The following is a 15820-nucleotide window of genomic DNA, read 5'->3' as shown; positions in this document are numbered from 1 at the left end:
CCATGCCGCGCAGTATTATCTTAATGATGGATTCGTTTGGCGTAGGTGCCAGTGAGGACGCCGCGGAATTTGGCGATACCGGGGCGAATACACTCGGCAGCATAGCGCGGCATGCCGAGCTTACCCTGCCCAATCTGGAGCGCCTAGGGCTCGGCCTGTTGGCCGAACAAGCCAGTGGCGAACGCCCGCAAGGCCTTACCTACAACGGCCCGGTAGACGCCTTATACGGCTACGCCGCTGAAATCAGTCGCGGTAAAGATACCCCAAGCGGGCACTGGGAAATGGCCGGCGTGCCAGTACTGTTTGACTGGCATTATTTTCCACAGCAAGCAAAGTGCTTTCCAGCGGAGTTTATTGAACAACTGATTCAACGTAATCAGCTTCCCGGGGTACTCGGTGAATGTCACGCCTCCGGCACCACCATTCTGGAGCAGCTCGGTGACCGCCATTGTCAGAGCGGCATGCCGATCGTTTACACCTCGGCCGATAGCGTGCTGCAGATTGCTGCCCATGAAGAACACTTCGGCCTCGACCGCCTGCTCAGGCTTTGCGAGGATGCCCGTCAGTTACTCGATGACATGAAACTGAATGTAGGCCGGGTTATTGCGCGGCCTTTTGTTGGCGGCAGCAATAGCGGTGACTATACACGCACCGGCAATCGTCGCGATTATTCTGTTTTACCACCAGCTGACACCGTTCTTGACCGGTTAAAAGCAGCAGGCGGCGAAGTTATCAGCATCGGCAAAATTGCCGACATCTATGCCCATCAGGGTATTACCCAAAAAGTGAAAGTCAGTGGCAATGACGATATTTTCACGGCCACTCTGGAAGCGATGCGTTCAGCCCCTGATAACAGCCTCATATTCCCGAATTTCGTCGACTTTGATAGCCAGTATGGCCACCGTCGTGACATCCAGGGCTACGCCAATGCGCTTAACGAGTTCGACGCGCGGTTACCACAGTTGATCGCGCAGTTAAAACCAGGCGACCGGGTCTTCATTACGGCCGACCACGGCTGTGACCCCAGTTTCCCCGGCAGCGACCATACCCGTGAGTTTGTTCCGGTAATTTGCTTCGGACCGGGCATTAAAGGCGCCAATATAGGCCGACGCGGCACCTTCGCCGACATTGGCCAGAGTATTGCGACTCACCACAACCTGCCGCCACTGGACTATGGAAAAAGCTTTCTAACTTTGCCAAGCTAAGCCTAGTATTCCTTAGCTAAGAGGACAGGCTGTGAAAAGGTTTCGCTTGCTCGCTAGTATGCTCCTGCTCGGTGTAGCGTCGCTAAGTCTGTGGCTGACCAGTACCCACGCCAACCAGCCCCATGTAGCCCAGTTATTGATTGAAGGGCCTATAGGCCCGGCGACCACGGATTACCTCGAACGCAGTCTGAAAAAAGCGCAGAATCAGGGCGCCCGACTGGCTGTGATTACTATCGACACCCCCGGCGGCCTGCTCAGTACCACGCGTGATATCACCCGGTTATTTATGCAGTCTGACATACCTATAGTCACCTACGTCTCCCCGGAAGGCGCGCGAGCGGCGAGTGCCGGCACCTTTCTGGTCTATGCCAGTCACATTGCAGCGATGGCTCCATCGTCACAGCTCGGGGCAGCAACACCGGTACAGATGCAAGCCGATGACCTGGACAGTGCCATGCGCGACAAGGTCACCAATGACGCTGTGACCCACATCCGGTCGCTGGCGGAACGCAACGGCCGTAATGCCGACTGGGCTGAGCAGGCGGTACGCGAGGCGGCTACCCTTGGCGCCGACGAGGCGCTGGCGGCGAATGTAGTCAATTACGTTAGCGCATCGGTAGAAGCACTGCTGGCCGATATTGATGGCCATGAGATTAGCCTGCAAGACGAAACTATATCCCTGCGTACCGCTGACCTTGAGATTCGTCAATACGCTCCGGACACCCGCAACCGGATCCTGAGTCTGCTTGCAAACCCACAAATAGCCTACTTACTATTGTTAGTTGGGATTTATGGTTTAATCTTTGAATTGATGAGCCCGGGCGTACTAGTTCCCGGCATTACGGGTGCCGTTTGCCTGCTTTTAGCCGCATTTTCGCTGCAGATACTACCTATTAATACCGTGGGCCTGCTGCTGATCGTACTCGGTGGAATTCTGCTAGTTGCCGAGTTTTTTGTACCAAGTTTCGGCATCATCGGCGTGGGTGGAGTCATCGCGCTGACCGCCGGTTCACTGATGCTCTTCGACAGCTCAGTCCCGGGTATGGAGTTATCGATGAATTTAATTTACGCAGTCGCACTGGTGGCGTTGGCCTCAGTCGCTTTTATCGCCCTGGTGATGGCGCGCAGCCGGATGCGCAACCGCAAGCCAAGTGACCGCAATGTAGTCGGCGAACAAGGCAAGGTGATTGAAAATCTTAATCCGCAAGGGCTGGTTCAGCTAGGCGATGAGGTGTGGCCAGCCACCGCCGAGTCAAGCCGCCTGATAACCCATGGCAAACTGGTCCGGGTTACGTTCCAGCAGGGCACCATGGCATTTGTTGAGGAAATAAAAAAGACCGAGCAGCAACCTGCCCGGCCTTTCTGGAAACCCAAACCACGCTAACTAGTCGTTGTCTTTTTTATAACGCTCAAACCAGGCCAGCGCATGTTCCACTTTAGCGATCATATTAGAGGGCCGCGCCGACACGCCGTGATAGGCGTCCGGCACTCGTACCATCGCCGTATCAACACCCCGTAACTGCAGGGCCTGATAATACTGTTCCGTATCGCTGATAGGTGTGCGCCGGTCCGACTCACCGGTAAACAGCATGGTCGGTGTGGTCACATTGCCCACCAGTGACAACGGTGAACGCTGCCAGTAATGGTCGTGCGCTTCCCAGGGGGTGCCCGGGAACTGATTCTGAATTTGGCCGATATAACTGTCAGCAGTCAAAACCTTGGAAACCCAGTTGATCACCGGGTTGGTCGCGGCCGCCGCATTGAAACGATCAGTCAGACCAACCGCATAGGTCGCTGCGATACCACCCGCAGACCCACCGGCAATAAACAGATTCTCTTCGTCAATGAAGCCCATTTCCAGCATCGCATCAACCGCCGACATATGGTCGCCAAAGTCATCCACCGAGGCATACTTGTTGTTCAGCAGCATGGCAAAATCCTCGCCGTAAGAGGTACTGCCGCGGTAGTTGTTGTATACCACCACGTAGCCTTCTGCCGCATAGCGCTGCAATTCAGCACTGAAGTGGGGACCGTAATTCAGATGTGGACCACCATGAATTTCAAGCACCAGCGGGTAGCTCTTGTCCGGGTCAAAATTCGGCGGTGTGATGTACCAGGCATGGATTTCACTATCATCGGTCTGCGATTGATAGGTAAATTCATGTACTTCGCCGAGGGTTCGTTGTCCCAACACATCGCCATTCAGGTCAGTCAGGTAGCGAGGCTCGGTGTCTGCCGACTTAAAACCGACATCACCCAGGCGGGTCGCATGACCACGGGTGTAAGCAATATCACCCTGCTCATTCATGCTAAACATGCCACTGTTATATGGCCGACCGGACGGCAGCCCTGATACATCCTCGAGGATATCGAGAATGCGACTACGCAAGGTCACCCGGGCAATTTTTGTTCGCCCGCGGTCCTGGTAACTCACAACCAGAGTCTCGTTTCCAAGCCAGTGCGGGTTGCCGACTGAACGGTCAAAATCACTGAGCAGTTCGTCACTTTGCTGACTCCCCCAATTCATTACCCGCAGCTTGCTATTGGCATAAGGCACGGCTTCGCCAGTTCCCTGAATATAAGCAAGATGCTGGCCGTCCGGCGAGAACACCGGATTGCGCTTAGTCCCGGCTTCATCCGTTAACTGTTCAATGTCGCCGTCCAGGCTCACCTGGTACAGGTGGCTAAGCCGGCTCTCAAATTCAAAATTCTCACTGCGGTTGCCAGCAAACACAATGGCATCGCCCTGCGGCGTCCATGCAAGCGTCCCACCATGATTGAAGTTGCCTTCAGTCAGCTGACGCGCGCTGCCACCATCCGCCGGTAATACAAAGATGTGCCGATACGCTGAGCGCATAACCCCGCGGCCATCTGCCTGATACTGAGCCCGTTCTACAACCACTGGTCGTTTAGCCCATTGTGCCCCGTCCGGCATAGCTGGCCGATGCACCGAACTGGCAAATTCAGTCGCTTGTGCCTCAACTTCCATACTAAATGCGAGTTGGCGTCCGTCCGGTGACCAGCTAAGGTTCGCCGGCGCGGCGTCGAGCTGGCTTATCGCAGCACTGCGCTCTTGCTCAACCCAGTGCACGTGGATCTGATTGCGTCCACTCTGGTTACTGACAAACGCTAGTCGGTCGCCCTCAGGTGACCAGGTTGGCTGGGTGTAGCTGGCATCGTCGGCGTACAACGGATAATGCTGGCCTGTCGCGGTATCGACAATCCACAGGTTACGCCGTGTATTGTCCTGCATAATGTCGTTGCTGTTACGCACATAGGCAATCTGGCTGCCGTCCGGTGACACCTGCACATCGCTGGCGTACTCCAGTGCAAAGATATCCTCAGCACTAAATACCTGCTTTTCCTCGGCAGTCGCGGGCAGACTCAGGCCAGCGGTTGCCAGCATGGCGAACGCAGCGAGTTGTACAAGCCAGCTTGCTGTAAATAAAGAACGCATAAAAAACCTCTTTGTTAAGCTAGTCGCGACGTAAGCCAGTCACGGATATCGGCAATTTGCTCAGCGCATAGCTGATGCTGCATTGGATAACTTTTGAATTCCACCTGATAGTCACGCGCCTGCAGCCAGTCGCGAGCCTGCTCGCCCAGTGACTGTGGAACCACAGGGTCCATCGAGCCGTGGTGGATTAGAAAGGGAGTGGTTTGTTGCTCTGCGCTCAGGCGGATAGTTTCACGCGTCGCCAGGTAGGTCGATAAACACATCACCCCGGCGAGTTTCTTCTGGTAACTCAGCGCCGCCTGGTACGCCACCGCCCCACCTTGGGAAAAGCCAGCCAGAATAATACGCTCCGCCGGAACACCGCGTTCAATTTCACGTTCAACCAGGGCAATCACCGCATCGGCAGACTTACAAAGCTGTTCGTTATCGACCTTACGGTCGAGGCTCATTTCCAGAATGTCGTACCACGCCGGCATTTGCATACCGTTATTAATAGTTACCGCAATCCGCGGCGCATGCGGGAAAACATAACGGATGTTGACCCCAGCGGGTTGCGCCAGATGTGGTACCACCGGTTTAAAATCATTGCCGTCCGCGCCCAGCCCATGCAACCAGATGACTGAGGCATTAACGGGTTCGCGGCTTACCACTTCTTCGCAAGGTAAATAGGTCATCGTGCTAGATCCTGTTCTAATAAAGCAACGTTGCATGCTAAAGCAACTTGGATTCAATCTCCAGCGCCCCAGTCAGAGACTTATGCACCGGGCATTTATTCGCAATCTCAAGCAGCCGTTCGCGTTGCTCATCGCTCAAATCCCCTTCAATCTCTATATGGCGAATGAACTTATCACTGTTGCCATCTGCAGCGCCTTTTTTCACATGCAATAAGGTCACCGAGACTTTATCCAGCGGCCACTTTTTATGCTGTGCGTACATCCGCATCGTCATGCTGGTGCAGGCACCAAGTCCAGCCAGCACCATTTCAAAGGGAGCTGGCCCCTGGTCCGCACCACCCATGTCTTCCGGCTCATCGGCCAACCACTCGTGCTTCGCTGTAACTACCTGGTTGGTGAAGGGTAAGGTCTGTTCAGACACTTTCACCACACCGGGTTTTAATCGACAGCTGGACATATTCACCTCCGCGTTTACGCTCTGAATATAGGAAAAATAAATCTTTATAAATCAATTAGTAACATAATTCTCAGTCGCCCAAGTCTTGAAACCTGGCTGTCTGCGCACATTTAAAGAGTGTAGGCGGCGGGTCTCTGAGAGAGCGCCAGCCTGCACAGGTGAAACAATTTATATCGCTCAAAAGAGGATAGACCTATGAACACAATTGATTTAACTCCACTCTACCGCAGCAGCATTGGCTTTGACCGCCTTGCTTCGATGCTCGACAACGCGTTACGCAGTGACACCAGCTCTGGAGGTTACCCTCCTTACAATATCGAAGCGCTGGGTGAAAACCGTTATGGCATTACCATTGCCGTAGCTGGTTTCGCGGAAGACGAGCTCGACATTCAGGTCGAACGTGACGTACTGACCGTACGCGGACGTAAGTCTGACGACGAGCAAGAGCGCAACTACTTATATCAGGGTATTGCGGCACGTGCATTCGAACGTAAATTTAACCTGGCAGAGCACGTTAAGGTCACCGAGGCAGAAATGCGCAACGGCCTGCTCAATATCCATCTGGTTAAAGAGGTTCCGGAAGCACACAAGCCTCGCAGCATCAGCATTAAAAACGCCGACGCAGCGATTGAGCATAAAAGCTAACCTCAACCCGCAGTACTAACCTTGTGTAACCTAAAAGGCAGCTCATCCGAGCTGCCTTTGTCTTATATTTGCCTTTCTATTTGTCTAAGCATTGAGCGCTAACCAACGCCTTACTGCTGCGCTGAATACTGATAAACCCATTCGGTCAGCAAACGCACGCCGTAGCCAGTTGCACCCGCCGGATGAATACCGTTCGGTGACGAAATCATCGCATTGCCAGCCATATCAATATGCGCCCAAGGCGTGTCACCGGCGAATTCACGCAGGAACATGGCACCTGCCGACGCGCCCGGCGAACCGCCATTGATCAAGTCAGCCACATCACTGCGAATCGATGCCATGTAGTTCTCATGCATCGGCAGCTGCCACACCAGTTCATCCACCGCTTCACCAGCTGATTTCAGTGTCGCAAGAATACGCTCGTCATCACTGAAAATCGCTGAGTACTCAGTACCGATTGCACGTACTTTAGCGCCAGTCAGTGTTGCGATATCAACCATTGCACGCGGCTCAAACTGACTGCGCGCGTACCAAAGACCGTCTGACAGTATTAAACGTCCTTCTGCGTCAGTGTTATTGATCTCGACAGTAATACCGCTGCCCGTGGTGACTACGTCACTCGGTACCTGGCTGTCGCGTGAGATCATGTTTTGAGTCAATGGAACTACACCAACCACATTCACTGCAGCATTCTGCATCGCCAATGCCTTAATAGCACCCACTACAGCGGCGCCGCCGGCTGAATCCGTTTTCATTGAGCGCATGCCTGCAGAACTTTTTACATTAATTCCGCCCGTATCAAAGGTGTTTCCTTTGCCGACCAACGCCAGAGGCGCATCGTCACTGCCACGCCACTGCATTGCCAGCAGGTGAGCCCCATCGCGGCTTGCCTGACCCACGCCATACAGCGCGCCCATACCCATTTCACGAACCTGCTCCGGGCCTAAGACAGTAACCTCAACGCCTAGCTCTTCCAAGTGGCGAACACGCTCAATAAAAGCCATTGGCGCTGAATCACTGGGTGCAATATTAATCAGTTCACGCGCTAAAAATACGCCTTCAGCCAAACCATTGAGGCGATTGTACTCACCTTCGGCCTGTTCGGTAGCACGCCAGGTAAAGTTCTGCTTAGGTCGTTCCTCTGGTTCGCTCCGATAGCGGTCAAAACGGTAGTTGCGCAAGTCGACGCCATGCGCAATGTTGGCAATCAAAAGTGCCGGGTTGGACGCCGCGTTGATCATTTGAGTGTCGACAACGACAGTGTCGGCGCTGGTATCGGCCAGGTGAGCGGCCAGCGACGCACCCGCTTTTTCAGCATCAGTCCGCGACAGCATGGTGACATCGCCAACACCTAACAGCACGATACGATCTGCCTGCGAATCAGCTGGTGCCATCACATCCAGCACACTGCCCACACTGCCATCAAATTCAGAAACCTGCATCACGCGTTCAAGATGTTCGCGGGTGGAGCGTGCCAGCCCGGGAACATCGAGCCGTTCAGTGTCAGCCGGAACCAGTACAACCACGGTATCTGCCTGCTCTAACTCAGCCTGCTGAGTAAACGCAATACTGGTGTTGAGGTACGAATCTGCCAGCACCGGCGTGGAGGTAAGTGCTAACGCAGCACCAAACATTAATGATCGTGCAAGTTTCATAAAAAAATAGCCCTTGTCTGAAACAACAAAGGCTATAGCATGCGTTTTTTACAAAATGAAAACAAGTTCGCCGCGTTAATCCGCCGTGATTTTGCGACTTAAAGTGTAAACATTATCACCTAACGGCGAGGCATCGGCATCCGCGGCAACTGCTGCAACCGAGATCTCAACCGCCTGGTCAGCGCCGGCTTTCCAGTGGATATACCAACGAGTACGTTGTTCTTCTCCGTCCGCCGAGGCTTCTGCTGGCTCAGAATGGCTGAGGTAGGTTATCCCATCCGCCTCAAGCTGCTGTTGGCCGGACTGAGGCTCAAACTCGCCACTCGATGCGCCAGTCCCGGCGTTTCTAATTGCTAGCTGGAAGCCACCAACTTGTTGTTCTGGGTCGAGCACTATGAGTTCCAGCTGATAGGTCTTCCCCGGCACGAGCTGCTGAGCAAGGCCTGCGAGTTCAATCCCGCTTCGTTCTGATTGCGGCGGACCTGCAAAATGGCAGGCGCTGCAGTCAGGCTGCTCCCAGCCGCCCGTATAACCAGGTTCGGCACCCTCCGGAAAGGCAGACACCGCAGAGCTTGCTAGCAACCCTGCGACTATAAGCGTTACTCGGTTAATCACTGATAGTCGCTCTGCCAATGGTGTTTTTGTCGGTACCAAACCAAATCGAGTTGGTTTCCTCGTCAAACACCATGTGGCGTACGCTGCCCCCTTCGCTCGGCACTTCAAATGGCCGACTGAACTGTTCGCTTTCGGGGTCAAAGGCAACAAAGCGATTCGGCTGAATGCCCGTTTCCACAAACCAGATACGGCCTTCTGAGTCATTGGTCACCGCATAGGGTTTTGAGTCAGACTCGCCTGGTGCACGCCACTCATCAATTTGTTCGGTCTGCGGGTTGTAGCGGCCAATATAGCCCTCTGCATAATCGCCATAGAAGAGCATGCCATCGTCCGTCACCGCGAGGCGGCGTGGACGAGTATTCTCTCTCGGCAGATCAATTTCCCGCACGCTGCCATCAACCACAGTCGCGAGTTTATTGGTGCCGAAAAGCACATACCATGGCTGGTCATCATGCACGATTACGCCGTACGGCCGGGCTCGCTCTGTTTCCACATCGTACATGGTAAATTGGTAGGTTTCAGTGTCCATAAAGCCGATTTGATTTCCACCCTGAACGCTAAACCACAAGTCACCGTCGCTGGTAAAGTCAAAGGTGTGTACGTCTCTGGGGCCATCACCCGGCAATGGGATTTTGGTGATTTCATGGGTTTCGCGGTCGATATGTCCGATATGTGCAGCCCGGTTACCGGCGTACCACGCACCCCGGTCATTGACCACCACGGTGTGTGGTCCGGCGCCGTCTTCAAGATCGATTTTGGTAAATTCTCCGGTCGACGGGGTGAACGTACCGACGTAATGAGAACGTTGGCCAACGAACCAAATCTCGTCACTGTTAACAATCCAGGGGTCACGTGAACGTGAGCCTTCAAACGGCACCTCCCATTCTTCAATGGTAAGGTCTATATTCAATTCTTCAGCATGAGCGGCCTGAGCAACGATCGCCAGCGCCGTTGTCAGCACTAAATTTATCGCAGTTTTCATCTGTTAACTCCATTGATTAACCAATTCAAACGAGGTTACAAAACGCTAACCTTGCATTCTCTGATTACAACTGTGGTTCATATTTGCACAGTTTGCGACCTGAAAACGGTAAAATTTGCTCATCAGGGAAGCTGGTCCGGCGGCACCGGTTTAGCGAAATAGTAGCCCTGGAAGCGGTCGCAGCCAAGCGCCAGCAAACTGCGGAAGTGCTCTTCGCTCTCGACGCCTTCGGCGATAGTCGTCAGTGACAAAGTATGTCCAAGCGACAGGATGGTGCGGATCAGCACTTTGTGATGCTCCCCCTGATTCATGTCACGAACAAAACTCTGGTCTATTTTTAACTCATCAATAGGCAAGCGGTTCAGATACCCCAGCGATGAATACCCGGTACCAAAATCATCCAGTGAAAATTTAACGCCGACGCGCTTCAGGCGGGCCATTTTCTCGATCACCTGCTCGGTATCTACAAGTAACATCGACTCGGTGATTTCCAACACCAGCTTGTCCGGTTTCGCCCCGGTTTCGGCCAGCGTAATCAGTACTTTCTCAGCGAAATCTTCGGCCCGTAGCTGGCGTACGCTAACATTCACCGCAATAGTCCAGTCGCTCCGCGTTGCATGGTTCTGCCATTCGACCAGCTGGCGACAGGCACGTTGCAGGATCCAGTCACCAAGGGCGACTATCTCGCCACTTTGTTCCGCAATATGAATAAACACACCGGGCATCACCATGCCACGGGTTGGATGGTGCCAACGGATCAATGCTTCAACACCTGCCACCTGCTGCTCCCGGTCGAGCTGCAGTTGATAGTAGAGCTCTAACTCGTCGTGGTTCATCGCATGCCGCAGATCCTGCTGCAGCTCAAGCTGTTCGGTAATCATCTGCTGAATATTGGCGTCGTAAAAACACTGGGTGTTGCGCCCGGCATCTTTCGCCCGGTACATTGCCTGATCCGCCTGCTGCAAAATGATATCAATGTCGTCTTCGCTGCCATCAATCAACGTAATCCCGGTGCTCAGAGTAATACGGGTGGTTTGCTGGCCAATCCGAAATGGCTCGTTAAGCAAGCGTTCTATCTTCTGCAACACAACTTCGACCTCAGCCGCCGCTTTGTCACTCTGGTTGCTAAGCCTGCTCAACAAAACTACAAACTCGTCGCCCCCCAGCCGCGCGACTGTATCGTAATCGCGAACCAGTTCTTCCAGCCGGTCGCCTATCTCGCGCAGCATGCGGTCACCCTCGGCATGACCATAGCTATCATTGAGTTGTTTAAACTTGTCCACATCAATGAACAGCAGCGCCGCAAATTCTTCTTTCGCAGTCGCAATACGCACCGCTTTCTCCAGCCGTTGCCGCAACAGACGACGGTTTGGCAGCTGGGTTAGAGCATCATAAAAGGCCAGCAGGTTTATCTGATGCTCCGCTTCTTTACGTTCAGTAATATCGGCTACCACGCCATTCCATAGACGACCATTTTCACTAGGCTCGTTGCTCGGTACCGAGTGCACGCTGACCCATCGCTCCTTCTGCCCCTGAATCAATCGCCCTTCCCAATAGAAGTCGCGGGTTTCTTTGGTGGCGCGTTCCTGTTGCTTATAAAATGCCAGCGCATCTTCAGGGTGAAGCTGGTTATATACATACTGCGCAAGGCTGTCAGACTGTTCGAGGGCATCCTGCAGGCCAAGCAACTCACGAAAACGTTCGCTGGTGTAGGTCATTTCATGGCGACCTTGTTGAGTCAGTTTAAACTGATAGACACCGATAGGAATCAAGCGGGTAAGCTCATGGTATTGGGAAATCGAACGCTGCAATGCTTCTCGTTTATCCTGAACCTCACGGTCAGCCCGGCGCAGCAAGCGCGCGGCGCGTTGGTAACCAAGCCAGGTCACCAGGGCAAATATAAGCCACAACAGCGATGGCATGACCATATTGGTCATCCAGCGTTGCACAACTGCGCTTCTGGAGGTTGCAGAGATGACTGCCAGGTCATAGTCAGCTACGGGCTCGATCCAAAGGTAGGACGCTCCCGGGCCGGTTAATGCGGTATCCTGATAATGGTAGAAGCCGCGCCCCTGGGTCAGAATATCCTGCAAACTGGATGGCACGACCTCAGTAAAAAGCTCATTCCGGCGCTGCTGTTCAAGGGGCAATGGATGAAGGTAATTGAGGTAGCCATCCGCACGTACTACCGACAGGTAAGTTGCTGAAGAGATTGGCATTCGCGCCCAGCTAGCGTGGCCACCATCAAGGCGATTGCCGGCTGTGAGGACGGCACGAAGCTGCCCCTGGTCATCGTAAACCGGCACCCGCATCGGGATAATCCATTCGCCAACCGCCTCAAAGAAATAGGGCCGCCCAATATGAAAGCGTCCTTCTTCCACCACTCGCTGAAAACTTTCTCTGCTTTCACCATGGGTCACGACATTGGGCAGAGGTGCGCGCAGTTCCCGGGTGCTAGCGGAAATAAACTCACCGTCGAGCCCGACAAGACCAAAACCGACCAGCCCCACATCCGTTTCCTGCGCACGCGCTAAAAACGCATCGCCCGCCGCCGGATTGGTAAACACATCCCGATAGACCAATTCATCCGCCATGCTGTTCAGCAGTAATTCGAATGTGCTGAGGTGGCTGCGCATGCCCTGAGCCATCAATTGTCCGGTATGAGCCAGTCGTTGATGCTCGTTGCTAACGGTGCGCTGCCAGGTCAGAAACGCAAGTAGCAGCGCAGTCAAAATAAGAATCACGGAAAACAGCCGCGCAAACGTGCGTAGCACAGACTCACGGTTCTCACTCACTAAAGAAGCCCTTGGCGACATATAATTCTCTGATAGGTGTTTGTATTTTTTATTATTCAGCAGGCTCACAGTAATAGAATCAAAAAGCGAAAGCCAGCAAGCCAAACTTGCCTGTTTACCAATAGTGCAAAATCTTGAGCTAAACTGAAGGTGGGAATAATAACAATACGGTCCAGGTTACTATGTCTATTCGCATACCCTACTTCAGTTCCACCCTATTTACTCTCGTCACCCTGTTCTTAGTTAGCTGGTCGGGCAATGCTCAGGCCATCGGGTCTGAACCTTCTACTCGTTATGTATCGGCGACTTACCAGGAATTTGAAGATCAATTCGACTTTGATGGCGCTGGCTTCGACGTTTCAGGCCGACTCGGTCGACACTGGCTACTTGCTGGTAGTTATGCAGAGGTCTCGGCGCAAGCCGGAGACATAAAAACCGACTGGGATATAACATCGGCACGCCTTGGCTACATGCTCTATGAAGGCGATAGTGTTGCTTTGTACAGCGGGCCCCAGGCTCTGTATATCAGTTACCAGGATGAAGGCAGTATGTCCGAAGACAGCGAAACAAATTTTGGGGCCTTCGTCACGCTTCGGTATATGGCGACCCTCAATATCGAGCTCAATGGGGAACTGAGCTACATTCACTTTGACACCATCAGCGGCGATACCCTACTCCAATACAATGCGGGCACCCGATTTTTCCTGTTTGAACATCTAACGCTAGACGCCACCGCGAAGTTTGGTGAATGGAGCGGCTTTCAAGTGGGAGTGAGTTTTCACTTTTAACTGGGGCCCCTGTATGTTTTCTATACCAAACCGCATAAGCGCCTGACAGATCGAAAGTTTTCGTCTAACGTTAATGGTGAATTTTTAGTCAGGAGAAGGTTATGACCCCAGCTCTAGCTCTCGGGCTCGCCTGTATACTTTTTTTATGGGCTGTCCTTTTGGGTATTATGTTGGCCTTTGCGCGGTTCGGCAAAGAAGCGAATCCACCACCTGTTCTTGTCTGGTGGCATGGTGGCTTCGCAATCACTGGGTTTCTTATCTTGTTGTATGGAAGCTTTTTCGTCGGCTACCCGATGCTGGCAAACATTGGCGTCGCACTGATAGCGTTGGCTGCGTTTTTCGGCCTCTGGATGTATTTTCGCTATCACCGCAACGACCAACTAATCCCCCCGGTTATTGTCTGGGGCCATGGTTTAGTCGCGGTTGTCGGCTTTATTATGATCTTATCCGCCATGTTGAATCTTCAAAATACTGGTCACGGGTAAATGACGAACGATTAAAAAGACGCCAAATCATGTAAAGATCTGGCGTCTTTACGCATTTTAACGACATTTTTACACCTTTTAGCCGCCGTTTTACTTGCGATAACCAGCATATCAACAAGACTTTGTGTGGGACTTGAATAAAAGGAGAGACCACATGAAGATTAAATCGCTTGTTATTGCTACCACCCTTGCACTGGGTGCTACCGCCACCACCGCGATGGCAGAAACACCATCATTTTCTTATATCGAAGGCCGCTATGTCGAAATGGATGAAGCGGAGACTACATTCGATGGGTATGAAGCTGAAGTTTCCGGGCGCCTAGGTAACTACATGTTTATCTCTGGGAGCTACGGGGAAACATCTGGCAACTGGTCCGAGTTAGGCAATGTCGACTTGGATATCGCAACCGGCCGGCTCGGCTTTATCTTTGGTCAGGACGAGCGCGTTGCAGCCTATGTAGGTCCGCAGGTCAGCTACATTCAAAGCACATACGGCCTCGGTTCTGACGGTGACTGGGAGCTCGGCGACGACAGCACCACCGACTGGGGCGCCTTTGCAGGCGTACGTGCGATGATCCTACCGCGCGTTGAGATCAACGGTGAAGTCAGCTACATCGACTTCGAACGTGAGAGCCTCACCTCATACACGGCTGGTACGCGTATCTACCTGACGCCAAACCTGGCAGCCACAGGCCAGCTACGTATGGGTGACCTTGACGGCTTCGCCGTCGGTTTAAACTACTCATTCTAAGTGCGTCGTAACCACCACAAAGCCCGGCCTAGCGCCGGGCTTTTCTATATTCTCTTTCATCCCACCGTATTGTAATCAATGCGCACGATTTGCTATGCTAGCGCCGCTCAAGCGCTCTGCTTGGTGCATGGAATCAGTATATAAGGACTTAAAATCTATGAAAAAAGCCTATCTAGCTGCATTATTAGCCAGCGTAATTTCGGCTCCTAGCCTCGCCCAGTCGCCTTCTTTCAACTACGTTGAAGTAAGTTATTTTGATGCCGATGGTCTGGATGGAATCTCTGCCGCCCTAGTTAAAGAACTCTCCGACGACTTTGTGATGCTGGCTGATTTTGCATATGCCAGTGACAGCTTTATGGACACCGATATTGACGTGACTTCAGTATCTGGTGGTGTTGGCTACCGCCACGCAATCAGTGAGAAAACCGTTCTCGTAGCAGGCCCACAATTACTTTATGCGCGCGCCAAAGTAAGTGCCAATATCGGCGGTCAGTCGTTCTCAGACAGCGACTCAGAAACTGGATTCGGTATTCTAGGCCTGGTGCGCCATATGGTCTCCGAACAATTTGAATTGAATGGTGGTCTTCAATATTCCAACATCGGTGATGGCTCGAATACTGATGCATTTGTTGGGGCTCGGTTGCACTTAAATGAGCAGTTCTCGTTGAGCGCCAGCTTAGCGTTTGATGACGCTGATACCGTCTCAGTGGGTGTTGCTTACCACTTTTAAATCACGACGAATACAATAGTAATCGCTGTTTAACTGAGGAAGCTGGACTTCCTCAGTCATTTTCCCTACAATCGCAACGCTTCGTGACTCGCCGCTCCCTGCGGCAACCCGTCGCCAAGTACAAAATGCGCCCGTAGCTCAGCTGGATAGAGCGCTGCCCTCCGGAGGCAGAGGTCAGAGGTTCGAATCCTCTCGGGCGCGCCATTTTCTTCCTTCCATATTTATTCTCAATTCTTTTCTTTGCTATTTTTTCGGTTTGACCGTTAACTTAGCGGGCTGAGTCGAACCGCTTATCGATAGTAGCCTAAAAAGCGCCAAGATGAGCCTGTTACGGTCGTTTAGAGAAGCTGGCACTCTAATATCTGCGTTACGGGTATTTGATGCTATCAAGACCTATCAAACAACTGAAAAAACATTCAATTGCCTTAAAGCATAGGAATACACAAGCAGGCTGACAGCTCTCGATTGTTGACTCCTATCTCTCGAATCCACTGACGGCAAAACCTTGTCTCATTGCGATATCGGCAGTCTATCAAATACTAATCGGGTTCGACCCAAACTTTCGGAGTCTACACTCCCGT

Annotated in this window: 14 protein-coding genes and 1 tRNA gene; 8 read left to right on the top strand and 7 right to left on the bottom strand. The window is 52.7% G+C overall.

The features are described from left to right. Positions 1 to 2 precede the first annotated feature (2 nt). Together CWE14_RS05155 and CWE14_RS05150 are read left to right on the top strand one after the other, a co-directional pair. Positions 3 to 1205 carry a phosphopentomutase gene (locus CWE14_RS05155; RefSeq protein WP_126798423.1) on the top strand — a complete coding sequence of 401 codons (1203 nt, stop codon included), beginning with the start codon at positions 3 to 5 and terminating at the stop codon, positions 1203 to 1205. A 31-nt stretch (positions 1206 to 1236) separates the two neighbouring features. Then, positions 1237 to 2589 carry an NfeD family protein gene (locus CWE14_RS05150; protein WP_126798422.1) on the top strand — a complete coding sequence of 451 codons (1353 nt, stop codon included), beginning with the start codon at positions 1237 to 1239 and terminating at the stop codon, positions 2587 to 2589. On the opposite strand, the gene CWE14_RS05145 is transcribed toward CWE14_RS05150, so the two are convergent. The 3 genes from CWE14_RS05145 to CWE14_RS05135 are packed head-to-tail and all read right to left on the bottom strand — an operon-like array spanning position 2590 to position 5793. Beyond that, entirely contained in the window at positions 2590 to 4662 is a 2073-nt protein-coding gene (locus CWE14_RS05145; protein WP_241972329.1) for a S9 family peptidase, read from the bottom strand. Positions 4663 to 4676: 14 nt separating this feature from the next. Next, entirely contained in the window at positions 4677 to 5336 is a 660-nt protein-coding gene (locus CWE14_RS05140; protein WP_126798421.1) for an alpha/beta hydrolase, read from the bottom strand. A 37-nt stretch (positions 5337 to 5373) separates the two neighbouring features. Next, complete coding sequence (locus CWE14_RS05135) at positions 5374 to 5793, bottom strand: OsmC family protein (RefSeq protein ID WP_126798420.1); 420 nt, start codon at positions 5791 to 5793, stop codon at positions 5374 to 5376. A gap of 195 nt (positions 5794 to 5988) precedes the next feature. Here CWE14_RS05135 and CWE14_RS05130 point away from each other — a divergent pair, with 195 nt between their 5' ends. Beyond that, positions 5989 to 6438, top strand: a complete 450-nt coding sequence (locus tag CWE14_RS05130; RefSeq protein WP_126788756.1) for an Hsp20 family protein — start codon at positions 5989 to 5991, stop codon at positions 6436 to 6438. 110 nt (positions 6439 to 6548) lie between these two features. On the opposite strand, the gene CWE14_RS05125 is transcribed toward CWE14_RS05130, so the two are convergent. From CWE14_RS05125 to CWE14_RS05110, 4 genes are all read right to left on the bottom strand, one after another. Then, the gene (locus CWE14_RS05125) at positions 6549 to 8093 is read right to left on the bottom strand and encodes a leucyl aminopeptidase family protein (protein WP_126798419.1); all 1545 of its coding nucleotides are present in this window, start codon (positions 8091 to 8093) and stop codon (positions 6549 to 6551) included. 75 nt (positions 8094 to 8168) lie between these two features. Beyond that, positions 8169 to 8708 (bottom strand): choice-of-anchor V domain-containing protein, encoded by a 540-nt coding sequence (locus CWE14_RS05120; protein ID WP_126798418.1) that lies wholly within the window; start codon positions 8706 to 8708, stop codon positions 8169 to 8171. Beyond that, complete coding sequence (locus CWE14_RS05115) at positions 8701 to 9690, bottom strand: Vgb family protein (RefSeq protein ID WP_126798417.1); 990 nt, start codon at positions 9688 to 9690, stop codon at positions 8701 to 8703. The genes CWE14_RS05120 and CWE14_RS05115 overlap by 8 nt, the downstream gene beginning before the upstream one ends. A gap of 122 nt (positions 9691 to 9812) precedes the next feature. Next, complete coding sequence (locus CWE14_RS05110; RefSeq protein WP_198676536.1) at positions 9813 to 12485, bottom strand: bifunctional diguanylate cyclase/phosphodiesterase; 2673 nt, start codon at positions 12483 to 12485, stop codon at positions 9813 to 9815. Positions 12486 to 12667: 182 nt separating this feature from the next. On the opposite strand from CWE14_RS05110, the gene CWE14_RS05105 reads away from it, so the two are divergent. From CWE14_RS05105 to CWE14_RS05085, 5 genes are all read left to right on the top strand, one after another. Then, entirely contained in the window at positions 12668 to 13273 is a 606-nt protein-coding gene (locus tag CWE14_RS05105; RefSeq protein ID WP_126798415.1) for a hypothetical protein, read from the top strand. 101 nt (positions 13274 to 13374) lie between these two features. Next, complete coding sequence (locus CWE14_RS05100) at positions 13375 to 13758, top strand: hypothetical protein (protein ID WP_126798414.1); 384 nt, start codon at positions 13375 to 13377, stop codon at positions 13756 to 13758. 154 nt (positions 13759 to 13912) lie between these two features. Next, positions 13913 to 14509: an outer membrane protein gene (locus tag CWE14_RS05095; protein WP_126798413.1), complete on the top strand. Its 597-nt coding sequence runs from the start codon at positions 13913 to 13915 to the stop codon at positions 14507 to 14509. 157 nt (positions 14510 to 14666) lie between these two features. Beyond that, complete coding sequence (locus tag CWE14_RS05090) at positions 14667 to 15239, top strand: outer membrane protein (RefSeq protein ID WP_157981779.1); 573 nt, start codon at positions 14667 to 14669, stop codon at positions 15237 to 15239. A 127-nt stretch (positions 15240 to 15366) separates the two neighbouring features. After that, a tRNA-Arg gene (locus CWE14_RS05085) sits at positions 15367 to 15443 on the top strand. The last annotated feature ends 377 nt before the right edge of the window (positions 15444 to 15820 follow it).

It is taken from the genome of Aliidiomarina soli (assembly GCF_003986975.1).
In the GTDB taxonomy this organism is placed as follows: Bacteria; Pseudomonadota; Gammaproteobacteria; order Enterobacterales; family Alteromonadaceae; genus Aliidiomarina; species Aliidiomarina soli.
This window is presented reverse-complemented; position numbering and strand designations above follow the sequence as displayed.

Bases quoted from the DNA above. Each gene is read 5' to 3' on its own strand.
- CWE14_RS05155 (WP_126798423.1), top strand. From the start codon at position 3: ATGCCGCGCAGTATTATCTTAATGATGGATTCGTTTGGCGTAGGTGCC.
- CWE14_RS05145 (WP_241972329.1), bottom strand. From the start codon at position 4,662: ATGCGTTCTTTATTTACAGCAAGCTGGCTTGTACAACTCGCTGCGTTC.
- CWE14_RS05140 (WP_126798421.1), bottom strand. From the start codon at position 5,336: ATGACCTATTTACCTTGCGAAGAAGTGGTAAGCCGCGAACCCGTTAAT.
- CWE14_RS05135 (WP_126798420.1), bottom strand. From the start codon at position 5,793: ATGTCCAGCTGTCGATTAAAACCCGGTGTGGTGAAAGTGTCTGAACAG.
- CWE14_RS05130 (WP_126788756.1), top strand. From the start codon at position 5,989: ATGAACACAATTGATTTAACTCCACTCTACCGCAGCAGCATTGGCTTT.
- CWE14_RS05125 (WP_126798419.1), bottom strand. From the start codon at position 8,093: ATGAAACTTGCACGATCATTAATGTTTGGTGCTGCGTTAGCACTTACC.
- CWE14_RS05115 (WP_126798417.1), bottom strand. From the start codon at position 9,690: ATGAAAACTGCGATAAATTTAGTGCTGACAACGGCGCTGGCGATCGTT.
- CWE14_RS05105 (WP_126798415.1), top strand. From the start codon at position 12,668: ATGTCTATTCGCATACCCTACTTCAGTTCCACCCTATTTACTCTCGTC.
- CWE14_RS05100 (WP_126798414.1), top strand. From the start codon at position 13,375: ATGACCCCAGCTCTAGCTCTCGGGCTCGCCTGTATACTTTTTTTATGG.
- CWE14_RS05095 (WP_126798413.1), top strand. From the start codon at position 13,913: ATGAAGATTAAATCGCTTGTTATTGCTACCACCCTTGCACTGGGTGCT.
- CWE14_RS05090 (WP_157981779.1), top strand. From the start codon at position 14,667: ATGAAAAAAGCCTATCTAGCTGCATTATTAGCCAGCGTAATTTCGGCT.